Origin of the sequence: Actinoplanes sp. CA-252034 (genome assembly GCF_050956125.1) — a bacterium.
Classification (GTDB): domain Bacteria; phylum Actinomycetota; class Actinomycetes; order Mycobacteriales; family Micromonosporaceae; genus Actinoplanes.
In genome coordinates this window covers 8,532,301-8,549,733 of the sequence record NZ_CP191846.1, presented here as the reverse complement: position 1 = coordinate 8,549,733, position 17,433 = coordinate 8,532,301, and the positions used below count along the sequence as shown (strand labels likewise).

Sequence of the window (17,433 nt, the reverse complement as noted above, 5' to 3'; positions counted from 1 at the left end):
GTACGGACGGCGCCCCGGCCACCATCCGTACGATTTCGGTCAGGCGGCGGGAGATGCGACCGGAATCTCCGCACGCATCGGCGCGATCGCGGTCGAGTTGCGGACCACCAGCTCGGGGTGGAAGAGGTATTCGGAGTGCGGCGCGCCGTGCCCGTTGATCTCGTCGACCAGTGACCGCACCGCGGCCACCGCCATCGACGTCACCGGCTGGCGCAGCGTGGTCAGCGGCGGATCGGTGAACGGGATCAGCGCCGAGTCGTCGAAGCCGATCACCGACACGTCCTCGGGAACGCGCAGGCCACGGCGTCGGGCGGCCCGGATCGCACCGAGCGCCATCATGTCGGAGGCGCAGACGATGCCGGTCACGCCCTTGGTCAGCAGCCGCTCGGCGGCCACCTCACCGCCCTCGACGCCGAACAGGGTGAGCGAGACCAGGTCGTCCACCTCGGTGTCGGTGAGGCCCACCTCGCGCTTCATGGCGGCACGGTAGCCCTCCAGCTTGCGCTGGGTGTTGATGAACCGGTTGGGGCCGGAGATCATGCCGATCCGCCGGTGCCCGAGCGCGACCAGGTGGGCGACCCCGAGGTCGCCGGCGACCCGGTCGTCACACGAGACGAACGGCGCCTCCAGCTCCTTGGCGTAGCCGTTGACCAGCACGATCGGCAGCGGCCGGTCGAGCAGGCGCTGGTAGCGCGAACGGTCGGAGGTGGTGTCGGCGGACAGCGAGGAGATGAAGACGATGCCGGACACCTGCCGGTCGAGCAGCATCTCCACATACTCGTCCTCGGTGACGCCACCGGGCGACTGGGTGCACAGCACCGGCGTGTAGCCGTGCTGGGCCAGCGTCGACTCGATCACCTGTGCGAACGCGGGGAAGATCGGGTTGTCCAGCTCGGGGACGACCAGGCCGACCAGACCGGCGCTGCGTTTGCGCAATCTTTCCGGTCGTTCGTAACCGAGGACGTCGAGTGCCGTCAGGACCGCTTGTCGGGTTTCAGCAGAGACACCGGGGCGGTCGTTAATGACACGCGACACCGTCGCCTCACTGACCTGAGCCTGTTTGGCGATATCGGCCATTCGCGCACGCATGGGCTCACTCTAGTCGTCTGTAGTGTGCTCGGCATGGTCCTGAAAGGTCTTCCATTCCATGCAAGACCTTGCTAACGTCCCGGCAACAGGAACGATACAGTCCGATCAGTCGATGGAACGCGTCCTGAACGGCTTTTCGGTTTGTTGCCGCGGCGCGTCGTCGAGCCTGTCCCGAAGCACTCTACTCCGAGGGCGCCCAGAGGCTTCCGCGGCCGGGGTGACGTGACGAAACATATAACTGTCAATCCGATACCACTGAATCGGAAGGGTGCGCAGTGGCACTCAACAGACCTTTACACCGCCGTCTCAGGCTGGGCGCCGCGCTGCTCAGCCTCTTCCTCCCACTTCTCGCCGTGCCCGCCTCCGCGGCCGTCGCGGCGGACCGGGCGCCCAGCGACTCCGTGATCGCCAAGTGGGGCTCCGACAACCCCACGAGCGGGGAGCAGTTCTACTTCGTCCTCCCGGACCGGTTCGCCAACGGGGACACGAGGAACGACAGGGGCGGGCTCTCCGGTGACCGCCTCTCCACCGGCTACGACCCCGCCGACAAGGGCTTCTATCACGGTGGCGACCTCAAGGGCGTGATCGACCGGCTGGACTACATCCAGGGGCTCGGCACCACCGCGATCTGGCTCGCCCCGGTCTTCAAGAACCGTCCCGTGCAGGGCACCGGCGCGGACGTGAGCGCCGGCTACCACGGGTACTGGATCACCGACTTCACCCAGGTGGACCCGCACTTCGGCACCAACGCCGACCTGAAGAGGCTGGTCAAGCTCGCCCACCAGCGGGGCTTGAAGATCTACCTGGACATCATCGTCAACCACACCGCCGACGTCATCAAGTACGCGGAGGACACCTACACGTACGTCGACAAGGCGGACTCCCCGTACACCGACACCGACGGGCAGCCGTTCGAGGACCGCAACTACGCGACCTCGTCCACGTTCCCCCAGACTGACGCCACGTCGTACCCGTACACCCCGGTCTTCGGATCGAAAGCGGACGCGAGCGTCAAGAAGCCGTCGTGGCTGAACGACGTGAACATGTACCACAACCGCGGTGACTCCACCTTCGCCGGTGAGAACAGCGAGTACGGCGACTTCGTCGGCCTCGACGACCTCTTCACCGAGCGTCCCGAGGTGGTGAGGGGCATGTCGAAGATCTACGGCGACTGGATCAAGGACACCGGGATCGACGGTTACCGCCTCGACACCGTCAAGCACTCCAACCTGGAGTTCTGGCAGCAGTGGCAGCCGGCCGTCGAGAAGGCCGCCCGGCAGGCCGGCAAGAAGGACTTCTTCACGTTCGGTGAGGTGTACAGCGCCGACCAGGAGATCCAGTCGACCTACGTACGCCAGGGCGGACTGCCGGCCACGCTGGACTTCTCGTTCCAGGAGACGGCACGCGGTTTCGTCACCGGCAACAGTGGCGCCGACGCACTGTCCAGCCTGTACGCCAAGGACGACCTCTACACCGCCCGTGACACCGGCGCGGACCGGCTGCCGACCTTCCTCGGCAACCACGACATGGGCCGGATCGGCTCGTTCATCGCCGCCGCCGCGACCGCGGACACCCAGCTCAAGCGCGACCAGCTCGCCCATGAGCTGATGTTCCTCACCCGTGGCCAGCCGGTCGTCTACTCCGGTGACGAGCAGGGCTTCACCGGGCCCGGTGGCGACAAGGACGCCCGCCAGGACCTGTTCGCCAGCAAGTCCGCGGACTACCTGGACGACGACCTGATCGGCACCGACCGCACCCACGCGGTCGACAACTACAACACCTCGCACCCGGTCTACCGGACGATCGCCGAGCTGGCGAGACTCCGCAAGGCCCACCCGGCGCTGGTCACCGGCATCCAGCAGACCCGTTACGCGGCCGAGGGGCCCGGCGTCTTCGCCGCCTCCCGGATCGCCCGGGACAACACCCGCAAGGAGTACGTGGTCGCGGTCAACAACGCCACCACGGCGCAGACCGTCTCGTTCGCCACGGCCACGCCGAACAGCGTGTTCACCGGGATCTACGGTGGCGCGGCCAGCGCGAACTCGGACGCGGACGGGCGGATCACCATCACGGTTCCGGCGCTGTCCTCCGTCGTCTTCACCACGAAGAACGCGGTGCCCGTACCCGGGAATGCTCCGACCCTGACCCTCAGCGGCCCGCAGGCGGGCGCATCGGTCGCCGGCCGCACCGAGATCGTCGCCGACGTCGTCGGTGACCCGCTCGCGACGGTGACCTTCGCGGCCCAGGCCGGCAACGGCGAATGGAAGCTGGTCGGCACCGCCGACCGCGCTCCCTACCGCATCTACCACGACCTGACCGGCCTGGCCGGGAAGACGCCGGTGCGGTACAAGGCGGTCGTGCGCGACAGCAAGGGCCGCCTCGCCTCGGCGACCACGAACATCACCGTCGGCACCCCGGCGGCCGAGTCGACCGCCGGCTACGCGGTCGTGCACTACCAGCGGCCCGCCGGCGGTTACGACGAGCAGAACCTCTACGTGTGGGGCGACATCGACCCGTCGATGTCCACCACCTGGCCCAACGGCCAGCAGTTCACCGGCGAGGACTCCTACGGGCGTTTCGCCTACGTGAAGCTCAAGCCGGGCGCGAAGAGTGTCGGTTTCATCGTGGTCGACGACAACGGCACCAAGGACACCGACGCCGATCGTACGATCGACATCGGGGCCGGTCCGGAGATCTGGATCAAGCAGGGTGATGCCACGGTGTACCCGACCCGGCAGGCGGCCACCGGCCAGCCCGACCCGGCGCAGGACCCGAGCAAGGCGATCCTCCACTGGAAGCGGGCCGACGGGAACTACGACGGCTGGGGCCTGCACGTCTGGGCCGGCGCGGCCAGTCCGACCGACTGGTCGACCCCGCTGCTCCCGGCCCGGATCGACAGCTACGGCGCGGTCTTCGAGGTGCCGCTCGCGGCCGGCGCGACGTCGCTGAGCTACATCATCCACCGCGGTGACGAGAAGGACCTGCCGACCGACCAGTCCCTCGACTTCGCCAAGGCGAGCCGTGAGGTCTGGCTGTTCGCCGGGCAGGAGACCCGCCTGCTGCCGCTGGTCAAGACCAGTGCCGGGGGTGGCGTCGCGGACGTCACCAAGTCGGCCGCTGTCTGGCTGGACCGGGGCACGATCGCCTGGAAGACCGGGACCGGGAGCACCCTGGAGCCGGTCGGCGCGGGCACCGACGGCAAGGTCTACGACCTGGTGTATTCGCCGACGGGCGGGATCGGGGTCACGGACGGGGAGCTGACCGGGACGTACCAGTCCCTCTCGCTCGCCGCGAGAAGGAACGGCCTGAGCGAGTCGCAGCGCGAGGCGTTCCCGCACCTCTGGCAGTACGGCGCGTTCTCCCTCAAGGCGGACAACCTGCAGGAAGTCCTCCGTGGGCAGGTCGTGGTCACCGAGCGCGACGCCGCCGGCAAGCTGCTCTCGGCCACCGGCGTCCAGCTCGCCGGGGTTCTCGACGACGTCTACGGCAACGCGGCCGACGCGACCCTCGGCCCGGTCGTCAGCGGGAGGAAGGCGAGTGTCGCCGTCTGGGCGCCGACCGCCCGCAGTGTCGAGCTCGAGGTCTACGACACCGCCGACCAGGTCTCCCCGGCTCTGGTCGAGCTGTCCCGGGACAACCGCACCGGCGTCTGGTCCGGTCGCGGCGACTGGGCCGGCAGGTTCTACAAGTTCCGGGTGACCGCGTGGCAGCCGGCCACGCAGAAGATCGTCACGGCGTCGGTGACCGACCCCTACTCGGTCGCTCTCACCGCCGATTCCACCCGCAGCCGTTTCGTCAGCCTGTCCGATCCGGCGCTCGCGCCGGCCGGCTGGAGCAACCTGAGGAAGCCGGCGGCCGTCGCTCCCGCGAAGATCCAGATCTCGGAGTTGTCGGTACGGGACTTCTCCATCGCCGACTCCACGGTGGCGGCCTCCGCCCGGGGCACGTTCAGCGCCTTCACCGGCACCTCCCAGGGGATGGCGCACCTCCGGGACGTAGCCAAGGCCGGTGTGACCCACCTGCACCTGCTCCCGGCCTTCGACTTCGCCACCATCCCGGAGAAGCGCGCCGACCAGCGGCAGCCGGCCTGTGACCTGGCGTCGCTGCCGGCCGACTCGGAGGAGCAGCAGGCCTGCATCGAGAAGATCGCCGCGACCGACGGCTACAACTGGGGTTACGACCCGCTGCACTACACGGTTCCCGAGGGCGGCTACGCCGTGGACCCTGATCAAAGGACCAGGGAGTTCCGGTCGATGGTCGCCGGGGTCAACCAGGCCGGCCTGCGTGTGGTCATGGACGTCGTCTACAACCACACCTCGGCCGCCGGGACCGACGCCAAGTCGGTGCTCGACCAGATCGTGCCCGGCTACTACCACCGCCTCCTCGAGGACGGCACGATCGCCAACTCCACCTGCTGCGCCAACACCGCGCCGGAGAACGCGATGATGGGCAAGCTCGTGGTCGACTCGATCGTCACGTGGGCCAAGCAGTACAAGGTGGACGGCTTCCGCTTCGACCTGATGGGCCACCACCCGAAGGAGAACATCCTGGCGGTGCGCAAGGCCCTCGACAGGCTCACGGTCGCGAGGGACGGCGTCGACGGCAAGAGCATCCATGTGTACGGCGAGGGCTGGAACTTCGGGGAGGTGGCGAACAACGCGCGCTTCATCCAGGCGTCCCAGACCGAGTTGGGCGGCACCGGGATCGGCACGTTCAACGACCGGCTGCGCGACGCGGTCCGCGGTGGCGGCCCGTTCGACGGCAACCCGCGCATCCAGGGCTTCGCGTCGGGTCTGGCCGGCGCCCCCAACGGTGACGCGGTCAACGGCACCGAGGCCGAGCAGAAGGCCCGCCTGCTGCACTACCAGGACCTGATCAAGGTGGGTCTCACCGGCAACCTGGCGGACTACACGTTCACCTCGTCGGCCGGCACGACCGTCAAGGGCTCGCAGGTCGACTACAACGGTGCCCAGGCCGGCTACACGAAGAACCCGGGCGAGTCGATCACCTACGTCGACGCGCACGACAACGAGATCCTGTACGACGCGTTCGCCTACAAGCTGCCGCAGTCGACCACGGCCGCCCAGCGGGCCCGGGCCCAGTCGGTGGCGCTCGCCACCACCGTGCTCGGCCAGGGCACCGGCTTCGTCACGGCCGGCAGCGAGCTGCTGCGCTCCAAGTCGCTGGACCGCAACTCGTTCAACTCCGGCGACTGGTTCAACCAGATCATCTGGGACTGCTCGCAGGGCAACGGCTTCGGTCGCGGCCTGCCTCCCAAGGCGGACAACGAGTCGAAGTACGCGTACGCCAAGCCGCTGCTGGCCGACCCGGCGCTGGTTCCGGACTGTGCCGCGATCAACCTGGCGAACAGCACGTACCAGGAGCTGCTGAAGATCCGGAAGTCGAGTCCGGCCTTCGGGCTCGCCACCGGCTCGCAGGTGCAGCAGCGTGTCGCGTTCCCGCTCTCGGGCGTGAACGAGACCGCGGGTGTCATCACCATGACCGTCGACGCCCGCGGCATCGACCCGAAGTGGAAGAGCATCACGGTCGTCTTCAACGCCGGCACGACCACGGCCACCCAGAAGGTGCCGGGGCTCGCCGGTAAGAAGGTGACGCTCCACCCGGTTCAGCAGGCCTCCGCCGACGCGGTGACGCGTACCGCGTCGTTCGCGCCGGCCACCGGAACGCTGACCGTCCCCGCACGAACCGTCTCGGTCTTCGTGCAGAGCTGAGTCCCCCGGACCGGCGCAGGGCCCTTCCACCCCCTGTGCCGGTCCGGTGCTCCGCTCAGCGGTGCAGCACCGGCACGGTGAGGGCGGCACGCAGCTCGCCGGGTGGCTGGGGCCGGCCCAGGTGGTATCCCTGCGCGTACTTGCAGCCCATCGCGATGAGCAGGGCGAGCTGCCCGGCGTCCTCGATCCCCTCGGCGACCACCCGCAGCCCGAGCGTGTGCCCGAGCTGCATGATCGCGCTGACCAGCTCCTGCTGCCGTCCGTTGCCGACCAGCCCGGTGATGAACGAGCGGTCGATCTTGAGCACGTCCACCGGGATGTCCCGCAGGTAGCCGAGCGACGAGTACCCGGTCCCGAAGTCGTCGATCGCGATCTTGACGCCCAGTTGCCGCAGCTCCTCGAGCCGGGCCGAGGTCACCGCCAGATCCCGCATCATCACCGTCTCGGTCAGCTCCAGCACCAGGCAGTGCGGTGACAGGCCGGTGGTGGCCAGCGCGTACGCGACATGGTCGGTGAGGTCGGGAAGATCCAGGTGGATGGCCGACAGGTTGACGCTGACCCACGCGGGCGCGGTCGCCGGGCTCTCCTCCTGCCAGCGCCGGATCGTCCGGCACGCCTCGAGCAGGATCCACCGGTCGATCTCGATGATCATCCCGGTCTCCTCGGCGAGCGGGATGAACGAGCCGGGCTGCTGCAGCCCCCGCTCCGGGTCCTCCCAGCGGACCAGGGCCTCCGCCCCGGACACCTGGCCCTCCGGCAGCGCGACCACCGGCTGCAGGTGCAGGCGCAGCTCACCGCGGTGCACCGCCTCCCGCAGCCGGGTCTCCTGGTCGAGGCGGCTCAGCAGCTGCTCGTGCATCCGGGTCTCGAACACCATGAACCGGTTCCTGCCGAGGTCCTTCGCGGCGTACATGGCCACGTCGGCGTTGCGGACCACCTCGTCGGCGTCGGCGAACCGGCCCGCGTCCGGCACCACGCCGATGCTGACCGTGACGACCGCCTCCCGGCCGTGCACCACGAACGGCCGGGCCAGCGCCTCCAGGCAGCCGCCGGCCACCGACTCGACGGCCGTGCTGTCGGCGCCCTCCAGCAGCACGGCGAACTCGTCCCCGCCCAGCCGGGCCACCGAGTCCTGGGGGCGCACCACCGCGGTGAGCCGTTCCGCCGCGGTCCGCAGCAGCAGGTCCCCGGCGTTGTGCCCGAGACTGTCGTTGACCCGTTTGAAGCCGTCCAGGTCCAGGTAGAGCAGGGCGATCCGCTCGCCGGAGGCCCGTGACCGGGCGAGCGCGTGGTCCAGCCGGTCGAGCAGGAGCTTGCGGTTGGGCAGGCCGGTCAGCCCGTCGTGCAGGGCCTGGTGCCGCAGGTCGCGTTCCAGGTCACGCTGCCGGGTGACGTCGCGCAGCAGGATGACGGCGCCGATCCGGCGGCCCTCCTTCTCCAGCTCGCTGATCGTGTACTCGACGCGTACCGCGGTGCCGTCGGGCCGTTGGAGGCGGCCTTCGCGGGTGCCGCTGACCAGGCCTTCGGTCGCCTCCGGCAGCAGCACGCCGGCTTCCCGCTGCAGCAGGCCGGTCACGCCGAGGCCGGTGATCCGCCCGGCCGCCTCGTTGGCGAACGCGATCCGCCCGGCCGCGTCGACACCGCAGATGCCCTCCCCGGCGCCGGCCAGGATGCTGTCGGTGTACTCCTTGGCGAGGATCTCCCGCGCCGAGCGCTCCAGCTGTTCGGCCATCGAGTTGAAGGCGCGTGCCAGACGGCCGATCTCGTCCTTCCCGTCGTGCGGCACCCGCAGGGTGTAGTCGCCGGTCCGGATGGCGCGGACCGCGGTGGTGAGCGAGGTGATCCGGCGGACCAGTGAGCCGGAGAACCCGAACCCGAGCGCGAGGATCAGCAGGATGACGGTGGCGGAGCTGATCAGGGTGACGTACTGCGCCTGCCGGGTGGCGGCCATCATCTGGTCGTAGATCGGGGTGTACTCGACGATGATCGCGCCGATCGTCTTGCCGCCCTTGTTCCGCATCGGCACCACGACCTGCTTGATGCCGTCCGGGTAGTCGTCGCTGGTCTCCACGAAGACCCGGGCCCGGCCGTCGGCGATCGTCCTGCCGACCTCGTCGTCGCGGTCGTGGTCGAAGAGCGAGCCGACGTTCTCCCGGACCACGTCGCCGAGGATGTACTCGCCGCTGTCCACCACGACGGCGTCGCGGTGCTGCACGTCGTGTAAACGCTGCAGGTAGTTGTCGAGCGCCCGGGGGCTGTAGTAGAGCGGTGAGACGATCTCGTCGGCGGTGTCGACGGGGAGGCCGAGGGTGACGTCCAGCGCCATGCCCTGGGCGATCCGCACGGCCTCGTCGGCGGCTGCCTTCTCCGCCGACGCGGTGGCGGAGTGCCAGGCGATGCCGCTGGTCACCGCGACGAGCAACGCCACCAGTAGATACCCGCCCAGTAGCTTCTGGCGTACGTTCATGCCCACCCCCACCCCGACGGTGCCTTAGATCACCTCCTCACATGTGGAGATGAGGTGAAAAGGTCTTCTGGGCGGAGATCAGCAGCTCGATGTCGGTGTCGGACAGCGGGCGCGCGAAGTGGTACCCCTGCGCGTACCGGTATCCGGCCCGGTGCAGTCGTCCGGCCTGCTCCGCCGTCTCGACGCCCTCGGCGACCGCCTGCATCCGCAGCCCCTCGGTGATCCCGATCAGGCCGTCCACGATCACCGCCTGCGGGCTGTCGGTGGTCACCCCGTCGACGAACGACTTGTCCACCTTCAGCCAGTCGACCGGGCAGTCCACCAGCAGGCTCAGCGACGACTGGCCGGTGCCGAAGTCGTCCAGCGCGATGCTCAGCCCCTGGGCGGCCAGCGCCCGTACCACCTCCAGCGCCACGCCGGTGGCGAGGACCGCGGTCTCGGTGACCTCCACGGTCAGCCGGGACGGGTCGACACCGGCGGCCGACAGCAGGGCCGCCACCTCCGCCGGGAAGCCGGGCTCGCCCAGCTGCCGGGCCGACACGTTGACACTGACCTTCGCCGGCGCGTCCACCCCGAGCTCGCGCTCCCAGCGGGCGGTCTGCCGGATGGCCTGCTCGAGGATCCAGCGGCCGATCTCGACGATCTGCCCGTTGCGCTCGGCCAGCGGGATGAACACGCCCGGCGGGACCAGCCCGTGCTCCGGATGCCGCCAGCGGACCAGCGCCTCCACCCCGGCGAGCCGGCCGTGCGGCAGCTCGACGATCGGCTGGTAGACGAGGAACAGCTCGTCACGGGTGATGGCCTGGCGCAGGTCGGCGGTGAGCCGGGCGTCGTCGTCGGCGAGCCGGTCCATGATCGGGTCGAACCAGGTCCACCGGCCGCCGCCGGCCGTCTTGGCGGCGTACATCGCCACGTCGGCGCGGCGCAGCAGCTCCCCGGCGGTGTCGTCGGGGCGGCTCGCGGTCACGCCGATGCTGACCCGCGGCGCCATCTCCCGCCCCTCGGCCAGCACCGGAGTCTGCACCTCGGTCAGCAGCTCGTGCAGGAGCCGGTCGGCGCCGGCCGCGGTCAGCCCGGGCAGCAGCAGGGTGAACTCGTCGCCACCGAGCCGGGCCACGGTGTCCTCGGAACGCAGCCGGTCCCGCAGGCGATGGCTGATCGCCTGCAGCAGGGCGTCGCCGGTGGCGTGGCCGTAGCGGTCGTTGACCTCCTTGAAGTCGTCGAGGTCGAGCAGCGCCACCACGAACGGCTCACCACCGGCCAGACGCGCCGACAGCTCCGCGGTGTACGCCGCCCGGCTCCCGATCCCGGTGAGCGAGTCGTGTGTCACCTGGTGGTCGAGCTGTTGGAGGCTCGCGTCGACGGCGTCCAGCAGGCGGGCGTTGTCGCGCAGCGTGGTCACCTGCCGCAGCACCACGAGCAGGGTGACCACGCTGGCGGCGATGGCCATCCGTGCCTCCTCGCCGCCCTGCGGGATCTCCACCTGCAGCACGGCGGCCAGCAGAAGACCGACGGCGAGGTACGGGATGAGGCTGAACCGCCGCGACACGGGCCGGGACGGGGGCTGCACGTGCCGTCTGCGGAACTGCCGCCGGGCCGCGAGGATCGCGGTGATCTGTGACATCGGGAAGGCGATCAGGGCGGTGTGCAGGTGCGGCTTGTCGACGATGAAGGGCGCGATCGTCCCGCTCGCCGCGGCGAGGGCCACCCCGATGGACAGGATGTGCAGGGCGCCCCGGTCCAGGCGGCCGGCCCCGGCGAAGGCCACCTTCACGAAGGTGATCAGGGAGACCGTCGCGACCAGGGTGATCACCAGCACCGATGGCGCGGTGGCATTCGGCGACGCGGTGAAGTCGATCCGGCTCAGCGACCAGTGCCAGATCAGCATCCCGGTGGTGAGCATGATGATGCCGGTGTCCAGGCCGAACCGGACCCAGTCGCCGGAGTTGCGCTGCCAGGTGGGCAGCCGGAGTAGCGCCCAGAGCACCATGGCCAGCGAGCAGCCGAAGATCAGCTGGGTGAGGAGACTGATGTGCTGGGACGGCTCCGGGCCGCCCAGAGCGTCGTTCATGCTGCTCAGCGAGCCCGGGATGAGCAGCGCGCAGGCGATGCCGAGGCGGGCCCAGAAGGCGCGGGTGGGTCCGTCCAGCTCGGCGCACCGAGCGGTCCGGCGGCACTCGTAGGTGACCAGCAGCGACATCACCGGCAGCACCAGCCAGGCGATCACCGGATGGCTCCAGGTGTGCGCCAGGCCGAGGAGGAACCAGCCGAGCTCGAAGAGGAACAGGCCGAGGGCCAGGGTCAGCGAAAGATCAGGACGATGCCGGACGTGCATGCTCCGTTCATCGGACCACCTTTGCCGCGCTGTAGGAAATGTCTGCCCGATCCCATCCGCCCGGTCCCCTCAGGGTCATCGGTCCCCGGCCGATCTGGAGCAGTCGAACGGTGGCCCACCCGGCCGCCCGCGCCCGGAGGTGTCCGCTGGTGGATCCGCTGCTGTTGCTCCTGCGCGAAGAGATGACCCGCAAGCTGTCGGAGGCGGCCGGCACGATGGCCGCCACCATGGAGGTGCTCACCGCCACCCGGACCGTCGCCGGCGATGTCTGCGGCACGGAGTCGCTCCGCGCCGCCATCGAGGAGCTGGGCACCACCCGCGACCAGCTGCTCAACCAGGCCCGCACCCTGGAGGCGTTCGCTCCGCGGCGCTGACGGGATTGCGGCGGCCCGGCCGGGGTAAGGGCCCCGGCATGGAGCAACTGCACTGGCTCGCGGTGGTGCGGCACGGTCTCAGCACCGGCAACGTCACCGCCCAGGACGCCGAGACGTCCGGCGCGGAGCTGATCGACATCCCGGAGCGGGACGCCGACGTGCCGCTCGCCCCGGCCGGACGGGAGCAGGCCGGGGCCGTCGGCCGCTTCCTGGCCGACCATCGACCCGATCTGGCGGTGGTCTCGCCCTACCTGCGGACCCGGCAGACCGCGGAGATCGCGCTCGGCGACAGCGGCGTCCCGGTCGTCGTCGACGAGCGGCTGCGCGACCGTGAGCTCGGCGTGCTGGACCTGCTGACCGCCCGCGGGGTGCAGGCCCGGCTGCCGGACGAGGCCCGCCGGCGCGAGCGGCTCGGGAAGTTCTACTACCGCCCGCCGGGCGGCGAGTCCTGGGCCGACGTGCTGTTGCGGCTGCGCGCCCTGCTGCGTGAGATCCGCCAGGACCACCCCGGTGGCCGGGTGGTCCTGTTCGCCCACGAGGCGACCGTGCTGATGGTGCGCTACCTGGCCGAGGGGCTGAGCGAGGCCGAGCTGATGGAGCTGGCCCACGGCAGCGCGATCGCGAACTGCTCGATCAGCACCTGGCGGCTCTCCTCCTCCGCCCGACTCGAACCGGAGCTGTTCAACGCGGTCGACCACCTGCACCGGCACGACGCCCCGCCGACCAGGCAGGAGGATGTCAATGCCGAACCGGTCTGAGGAGCGTGTCGTCACGCCCATGCTGCTGCGCGACTGGCCGTTGCCGAGCCCGTCCGGCGACAAGACGTCCCGTGGCACCGTCCTGGTGGTCGGCGGCGCGCGCTGCACGCCGGGAGCGGTGCTGCTCGCCGGAGTCGCGGCGATGCGGGCCGGCGCGGGACGGCTGCAACTGGCCGTCGCCGAGGAGTCGGCGGTGCCGCTGAGCATCAGCGTCCCGGAGGCCAAAGTGGTCGGCCTGGCGCCGGAGGGCGTCCCCTCCGACGAGGTGCTGGAGATGGCCGCCGCGGCCGACGTGATCGCGCTCGGGCCCGGACTCGACGACGTCGACCGGACGACGCGGCTGATGAAAGCGGTCCTCGAAGCCGCCGGCCGGGACACCGCGGTGGTGCTCGACGCGTACGCCCTGGGTGCTCTCAGCAAGGACGCCGGCCTGCTGCGCCAGTCCCGGGCGGTGCTCACCCCCAACCTGGTCGAGGCCGGCCATCTGCTGGGCCGCGACCCCGGCGACGAGCTGGCCGCGGCCGCCCACGAGCTGGCCGTCCGCCACGACGCCGTGGTCTCCCTCTACGGCCACGTCGCCGCGCCGGACGGCTCGGCCTGGCGCGAGGAGAGCGGCGACGCCGGCCTGGGCACCTCCGGCAGCGGTGACGTCCGCGCCGGGATCGTGGCCGGGTTGCTGGCCCGCGGCGCCGAACCGGCTCAGGCCGCCTGCTGGGCCGCCTTCGCCCACGCGGTCAGTGGGCAGCGGCTGGCCCCGCGGTTCGGCCGGATCGGCTTCCTGGCCCGGGAGCTCGTCGACGAGGTGGCATTGACGATCGCCTCGGTCTGAGTGGCGGGACGTCGGGGAGGGCCCGGCCCGGCGCCCCTCCCGGATCAGGTCTCGAACGACGCCCAGTCCAGGCCGATGCGGCGCAGCCGGCGCAGCGCGGACGGGTCGCGGGCGCCGACGTACACCTCGAACCAGTCGGCGTCGTCCTCACCGACCAGCGCCACCGTGTCCGGGCCGGCGTAGATCCGCGTCCGCGCGCACGGCCACCGCAACGGCCGCAGCGGCACCCGCTTCAGCGGCGCGACGATCCGCCGGGCCTGCGCCCGGTCGGCGAAGGCCATGCCACCCGGCGCGAGACCCTCCGGCGGCCGGTCCATCGCCACCCGGGTCAGAGCCAGGAGCAGGAGGTACGCCGAGAGTCGCTCCCGCTCGCGCAGAGGCTGGTCGCTCAGCCCCCGGTAGTAGACGTGCGGGTCCTCGGCGCCCGCCTCGATCAGCAGCTCGAACGTGCCGTCCCCGGACTCGCCGAACACCCGTGGGTCGCCGGGGCCCGGTCGCTGGTGGATCTGCAGCGCCCCGTCGTAGAGCTCCGGCCGCCCGCCGGCCAGCCGGTGGAAGGCCCGCAACGGCTCCGGCTGCCCGTCCGCGGGTGGCGCCGCACCGGCCGGGGCGTCGCCGTACCAGTCGTTGACGAACCCTTCGAGGGCCTTGACCGGGTCCTCGGGCAGCAGGTCCAGCCAGTCCGCCCCGCCGGTGGCGTCGGTGCCCGCCACGGTCAGCAGATGCTCCGGCAGTGGCGTGTCCAGCCGCAGGTCGAGCCGTTTCAGCAGACCACGCCGTCGGGCCGCCTCGGTGACCCGGGCGGTGCCGAGCGCGAGGCAGCCGTCCGGTAGCCGGGCGAAGGTGTGCAGTGCGGGACCGTCACCGCCGGTGAGCCGGCCCTCGACCAGTCGCGGGAAGGGGCCGTCGACCCGCAGGTCCTCGGCGTTGCGCAGCCCGGTGGCGATCACGACGGTCCCGTCCGGGCCGGCCGCGAAGACGGCGTCCGCGGTCTCGTGCACCCGCGCGCCGCGGCCGGCCACCGCCAGCGCCGCGCTCTCGGCGACGACGGACCAGAGGCGGATCTCCACCGGCCCACCGTAGATCCCGATCGCCAGCCGCGCTGCGCCGATGGGCGCGCGGGTGGCCTCCCCCTCGGCGGCCACCCGCGCGCGAGTCTCCGACGGTATCCGGTGCCGGCCCGTTCTGCCCCGTGCCGTACCACGCCCGTACCGCATCCGTACACGTACGGCGGACGATGCGCCCATGCCCCGGTTGCTGCCTCTCGCGCTCACGCTGCTGCTCCTGCTGCCCGCGGGATGCACCCGCGACGACGACCCGATCGGTCCCGGAAGCTCCGCGCACACCCTGGGAGAACGGACCTTCCGCACCTACCGCCCGCCGTCGTTGCCGGCGGGGCGGGCGGTTCCGCTGGTGGTGGTGCTGCACGGCGGGGCCGGCTCCGGGACACAGGCCGAGCGGGCGTACGGCTGGAACGCCGCCGCCGACCGCGAGGGCTTCCTGGTCGCCTACCCCGACGGTGTCGGCCGCTCCTGGAACGCCGGACCCGGCTGCTGCGGCCCGGCCACCCGCGACGGTGTCGACGACGTCGCGTTCCTCGAGGACGTGGTGGCGGCCGTGTCCCGGGGAGCGCCGGTCGACGCGTCCCGGGTCCGGGCCACCGGGATGTCCAACGGGGCGATGATGGCGTACCGGCTGGCCTGCGACAGCACCGTGTTCACCGCGGTCGCCGCGGTCGCCGGGACGCTGATCGGCGACTGCCCGCACCCGGCTCCGGTCCCGGTCCTGCACATCCACGGCGTCGCCGACGGGAGCGTGCCGTGGGCGGGCGGCCGGGGGAGACGCGACAACGGCGGCGCCGGCCGTGTCCCGATCCGCATCGACGGCCCGGCCGTGCCCGACATGATCGCCGCGTGGCGGTCGGCCGCCTCGTGCGCCGCGCCCGCCGAGACCGTCGACGGCCCGGTGACCAGGTCGATCGCCACCTGCCCGGGCGGTCGCCGGGTCGAGCTGATCAGCGTCGCCGGCGCCGGTCACCAGTGGCCCGGAGCCACTCCGGCGAACCCGGCCGTCACCGCGGCCCTCGGCCTCGATCCGCCGTCCACCGCGCTCGACGCGACCGCCGAGATCGTCCGTTTCTTCGCCGGACGCTGACCGCCGTGTGGTCGTCGCCGCTGTCTCACCGCCCGTGAGACAGCGGCGACCACCACACGGTGGGTCTCGCCGCGTCAGCCTTCGTCGTGATCGGTGGCCCGGGCCGCGCAGAGGAACGTCCCGCCGACCGCGAAGGCGCCGAGCACCGCGAGCGAGATCTGCGTCTCGTGGTCGAGCTGCCGGTCGTAGGCGGCCTTGTCGACGACGGTCTCCCGATCGTGGTCGACCAGCACGTACTCGCCGCCGCGCCGCTGCGGTGTGCCGTCGAATGCCGCGAACGCCAGCACCACCGCCAGCCAGAACCCGAAGAACGTCAGCGCCGCCACGACCGCCGCCCACACCGGCACGTGCGGCGGCACCCAGGAGGCGAGGCGCCACAGCCGACGGGGCTGCCGGGTCTGATAGCCGCGGCGGTTGGCCAGGATGCCCGCCGCGAAACCGGGAACGGTCAGGATGGCGGCGAGTCCTACGGCGACCGGTGTGATCACGGGCCGGGCCTCGAACGCGTACGCGACGATGAGCGCGGCCGCCCACAGCACGCCGGCCCCGCACACCAGACTCAAGCCCACCAGGCCCCGACGTGAGAACATCACCGTCGACGCTAATGTCCCACCTGCCCCGCCGGGGTGCTTTTCGCGCTATCCGCCGGTGGTCGCGCCGTCCCTACGGCGATTCGTCAGCGCGGCGGCGGGTGTCTTCCTAGCATCGGGAGATGCCGACCAGCCAGGTCCTCACCATGCTCGCCGCGGTGGCCGTCGTCGCCGGGTCCGCCGTGCCCGTGCCCGCGGCCGCGGTGCCGTCACCGCCGCCGCTGCATCAGGGCTGGATCGTCCCCGAGCAGAGCCCGAGCCGCTGTCTCACCGGTGGCCCGGCGGGCACCGTCCTGCACACGGCCGTCTGCGACCGGGCGAACCAGGACCAGGACTTCTACCAGACCAGTGAGGGTCACTTCACCCAGGGCGAGAACTGCGTCCAGCCGAACACCACAGGCTCCCGGGTGGTGGTGGCCCGCTGCACCTACCGGGCGGACCAGAACTGGTGGTACACCACGACGCTGCAGGCGGGCGGGTCGCGGGGCCGCTGCCTCACCGAGGTGTCGGTGGACGCCTCCGGCGTGGGGAGGGTACGCCTGCGCGACTGCACCGGCGCGGTCACTCAACGCTGGCGTTCGGTGAACCCGTGGTAGTTCCGTCCCGTACGGAGATCGAGGATCGTTTATGGTTCTCGGGTGCGCGCGGACGGTGCGGGGGATGACGGGTGCCGCTGGTGCGGTGACCGGCGGGACGAGACCGAGTTCGGCCTGCGGGTGTGGTCGGGGCGGGTCACCGACACGTATGTCCCGCGGCGGGCGTTCGTCCGTGGCTACGCGATAGTGGTGTGGCGCGGCCGGCATGTGGTCGAGCCGATCGATCTGAGCCCGGTCGAGTCCGATCTGTACCACCGTGAGGTCCTGACCGTGGCCCGCGCGATCCGGGACTGCTTCCGGCCGGCGAAGCTCAACTACCTGACCCTGGGCGACCGGGGGTCGCATCTGCACACCCATGTGGCCGCCCGCTATCCGGACGACGCGGGTGGGGAGGGGCCACTGCCCGCGGAGGAGCCGCCACTGCTGGCCGAGGAGGCGTGGCGCGCGGATGCCGCGGCCGTGAAGGTCTTGCTGACCTGAGAAGGCGTGTACGCTGGACGCTCGCGCGT

General features: G+C 71.2%; 12 protein-coding genes. 7 read left to right on the top strand and 5 right to left on the bottom strand.

All coding sequences use genetic code 11. The annotated features are described in order from the left end of the window. Positions 1-39: 39 nt before the first annotated feature. Positions 40-1,089 carry a LacI family DNA-binding transcriptional regulator gene (locus ACQPZW_RS38725; RefSeq protein WP_433790984.1) on the bottom strand — a complete coding sequence of 350 codons (1,050 nt, stop codon included), beginning with the start codon at positions 1,087-1,089 and terminating at the stop codon, positions 40-42. A 353-nt stretch (positions 1,090-1,442) separates the two neighbouring features. Here ACQPZW_RS38725 and pulA point away from each other — a divergent pair, with 353 nt between their 5' ends. After that, entirely contained in the window at positions 1,443-6,821 is a 5,379-nt protein-coding gene (pulA, locus tag ACQPZW_RS38720; RefSeq protein WP_433790983.1) for a pullulanase-type alpha-1,6-glucosidase, read from the top strand. A 55-nt stretch (positions 6,822-6,876) separates the two neighbouring features. Here pulA and ACQPZW_RS38715 read toward each other — a convergent pair whose 3' ends face one another. Both ACQPZW_RS38715 and ACQPZW_RS38710 read right to left on the bottom strand, forming a co-directional pair. Then, positions 6,877-9,288 (bottom strand): EAL domain-containing protein, encoded by a 2,412-nt coding sequence (locus tag ACQPZW_RS38715; RefSeq protein ID WP_433790982.1) that lies wholly within the window; start codon positions 9,286-9,288, stop codon positions 6,877-6,879. A 37-nt stretch (positions 9,289-9,325) separates the two neighbouring features. Then, a complete protein-coding gene (locus ACQPZW_RS38710) occupies positions 9,326-11,623 on the bottom strand; it encodes a putative bifunctional diguanylate cyclase/phosphodiesterase (RefSeq protein WP_433790981.1) in 2,298 nt (765 codons plus the stop codon). Positions 11,624-11,772: 149 nt separating this feature from the next. Here ACQPZW_RS38710 and ACQPZW_RS38705 point away from each other — a divergent pair, with 149 nt between their 5' ends. The 3 genes from ACQPZW_RS38705 to ACQPZW_RS38695 are packed head-to-tail and all read left to right on the top strand — an operon-like array spanning position 11,773 to position 13,584. Further along, the gene (locus ACQPZW_RS38705) at positions 11,773-11,997 is read left to right on the top strand and encodes a hypothetical protein (RefSeq protein WP_433790980.1); all 225 of its coding nucleotides are present in this window, start codon (positions 11,773-11,775) and stop codon (positions 11,995-11,997) included. Positions 11,998-12,035: 38 nt separating this feature from the next. After that, positions 12,036-12,755: a histidine phosphatase family protein gene (locus ACQPZW_RS38700; protein WP_433790979.1), complete on the top strand. Its 720-nt coding sequence runs from the start codon at positions 12,036-12,038 to the stop codon at positions 12,753-12,755. Then, positions 12,739-13,584 carry an NAD(P)H-hydrate dehydratase gene (locus tag ACQPZW_RS38695; protein WP_433790978.1) on the top strand — a complete coding sequence of 282 codons (846 nt, stop codon included), beginning with the start codon at positions 12,739-12,741 and terminating at the stop codon, positions 13,582-13,584. The genes ACQPZW_RS38700 and ACQPZW_RS38695 overlap by 17 nt, the downstream gene beginning before the upstream one ends. Positions 13,585-13,628: 44 nt before the next feature. On the opposite strand, the gene ACQPZW_RS38690 is transcribed toward ACQPZW_RS38695, so the two are convergent. Next, complete coding sequence (locus ACQPZW_RS38690) at positions 13,629-14,654, bottom strand: hypothetical protein (RefSeq protein ID WP_433790977.1); 1,026 nt, start codon at positions 14,652-14,654, stop codon at positions 13,629-13,631. 175 nt (positions 14,655-14,829) lie between these two features. Here ACQPZW_RS38690 and ACQPZW_RS38685 point away from each other — a divergent pair, with 175 nt between their 5' ends. Continuing rightward, positions 14,830-15,738, top strand: a complete 909-nt coding sequence (locus tag ACQPZW_RS38685; protein ID WP_433790976.1) for an extracellular catalytic domain type 1 short-chain-length polyhydroxyalkanoate depolymerase — start codon at positions 14,830-14,832, stop codon at positions 15,736-15,738. Positions 15,739-15,812: 74 nt separating this feature from the next. Here the strand turns inward: ACQPZW_RS38685 and ACQPZW_RS38680 are convergent, their stop codons facing one another. After that, positions 15,813-16,328 (bottom strand): hypothetical protein, encoded by a 516-nt coding sequence (locus ACQPZW_RS38680; protein ID WP_433790975.1) that lies wholly within the window; start codon positions 16,326-16,328, stop codon positions 15,813-15,815. A gap of 122 nt (positions 16,329-16,450) precedes the next feature. On the opposite strand from ACQPZW_RS38680, the gene ACQPZW_RS38675 reads away from it, so the two are divergent. Together ACQPZW_RS38675 and ACQPZW_RS38670 are read left to right on the top strand one after the other, a co-directional pair. Then, positions 16,451-16,924 (top strand): ricin-type beta-trefoil lectin domain protein, encoded by a 474-nt coding sequence (locus tag ACQPZW_RS38675; RefSeq protein WP_433790974.1) that lies wholly within the window; start codon positions 16,451-16,453, stop codon positions 16,922-16,924. Positions 16,925-16,966: 42 nt separating this feature from the next. After that, positions 16,967-17,404, top strand: coding sequence for an HIT family protein (locus ACQPZW_RS38670; RefSeq protein ID WP_433790973.1), 438 nt, complete (start codon positions 16,967-16,969; stop codon positions 17,402-17,404). Positions 17,405-17,433: the final 29 nt, after the last annotated feature.

What these genes read in the sequence shown, in the direction of transcription:
- ACQPZW_RS38710 (WP_433790981.1), bottom strand. Translation starts at nt 11,623, where the DNA reads ATGCACGTCCGGCATCGTCCTGATCTTTCGCTGACCCTGGCCCTCGGC.
- ACQPZW_RS38700 (WP_433790979.1), top strand. Translation starts at nt 12,036, where the DNA reads ATGGAGCAACTGCACTGGCTCGCGGTGGTGCGGCACGGTCTCAGCACC.
- ACQPZW_RS38675 (WP_433790974.1), top strand. Translation starts at nt 16,451, where the DNA reads ATGCCGACCAGCCAGGTCCTCACCATGCTCGCCGCGGTGGCCGTCGTC.
- ACQPZW_RS38680 (WP_433790975.1), bottom strand. Translation starts at nt 16,328, where the DNA reads ATGTTCTCACGTCGGGGCCTGGTGGGCTTGAGTCTGGTGTGCGGGGCC.
- ACQPZW_RS38685 (WP_433790976.1), top strand. Translation starts at nt 14,830, where the DNA reads ATGCCCCGGTTGCTGCCTCTCGCGCTCACGCTGCTGCTCCTGCTGCCC.
- ACQPZW_RS38695 (WP_433790978.1), top strand. Translation starts at nt 12,739, where the DNA reads ATGCCGAACCGGTCTGAGGAGCGTGTCGTCACGCCCATGCTGCTGCGC.
- ACQPZW_RS38725 (WP_433790984.1), bottom strand. Translation starts at nt 1,089, where the DNA reads ATGCGTGCGCGAATGGCCGATATCGCCAAACAGGCTCAGGTCAGTGAG.
- ACQPZW_RS38715 (WP_433790982.1), bottom strand. Translation starts at nt 9,288, where the DNA reads ATGAACGTACGCCAGAAGCTACTGGGCGGGTATCTACTGGTGGCGTTG.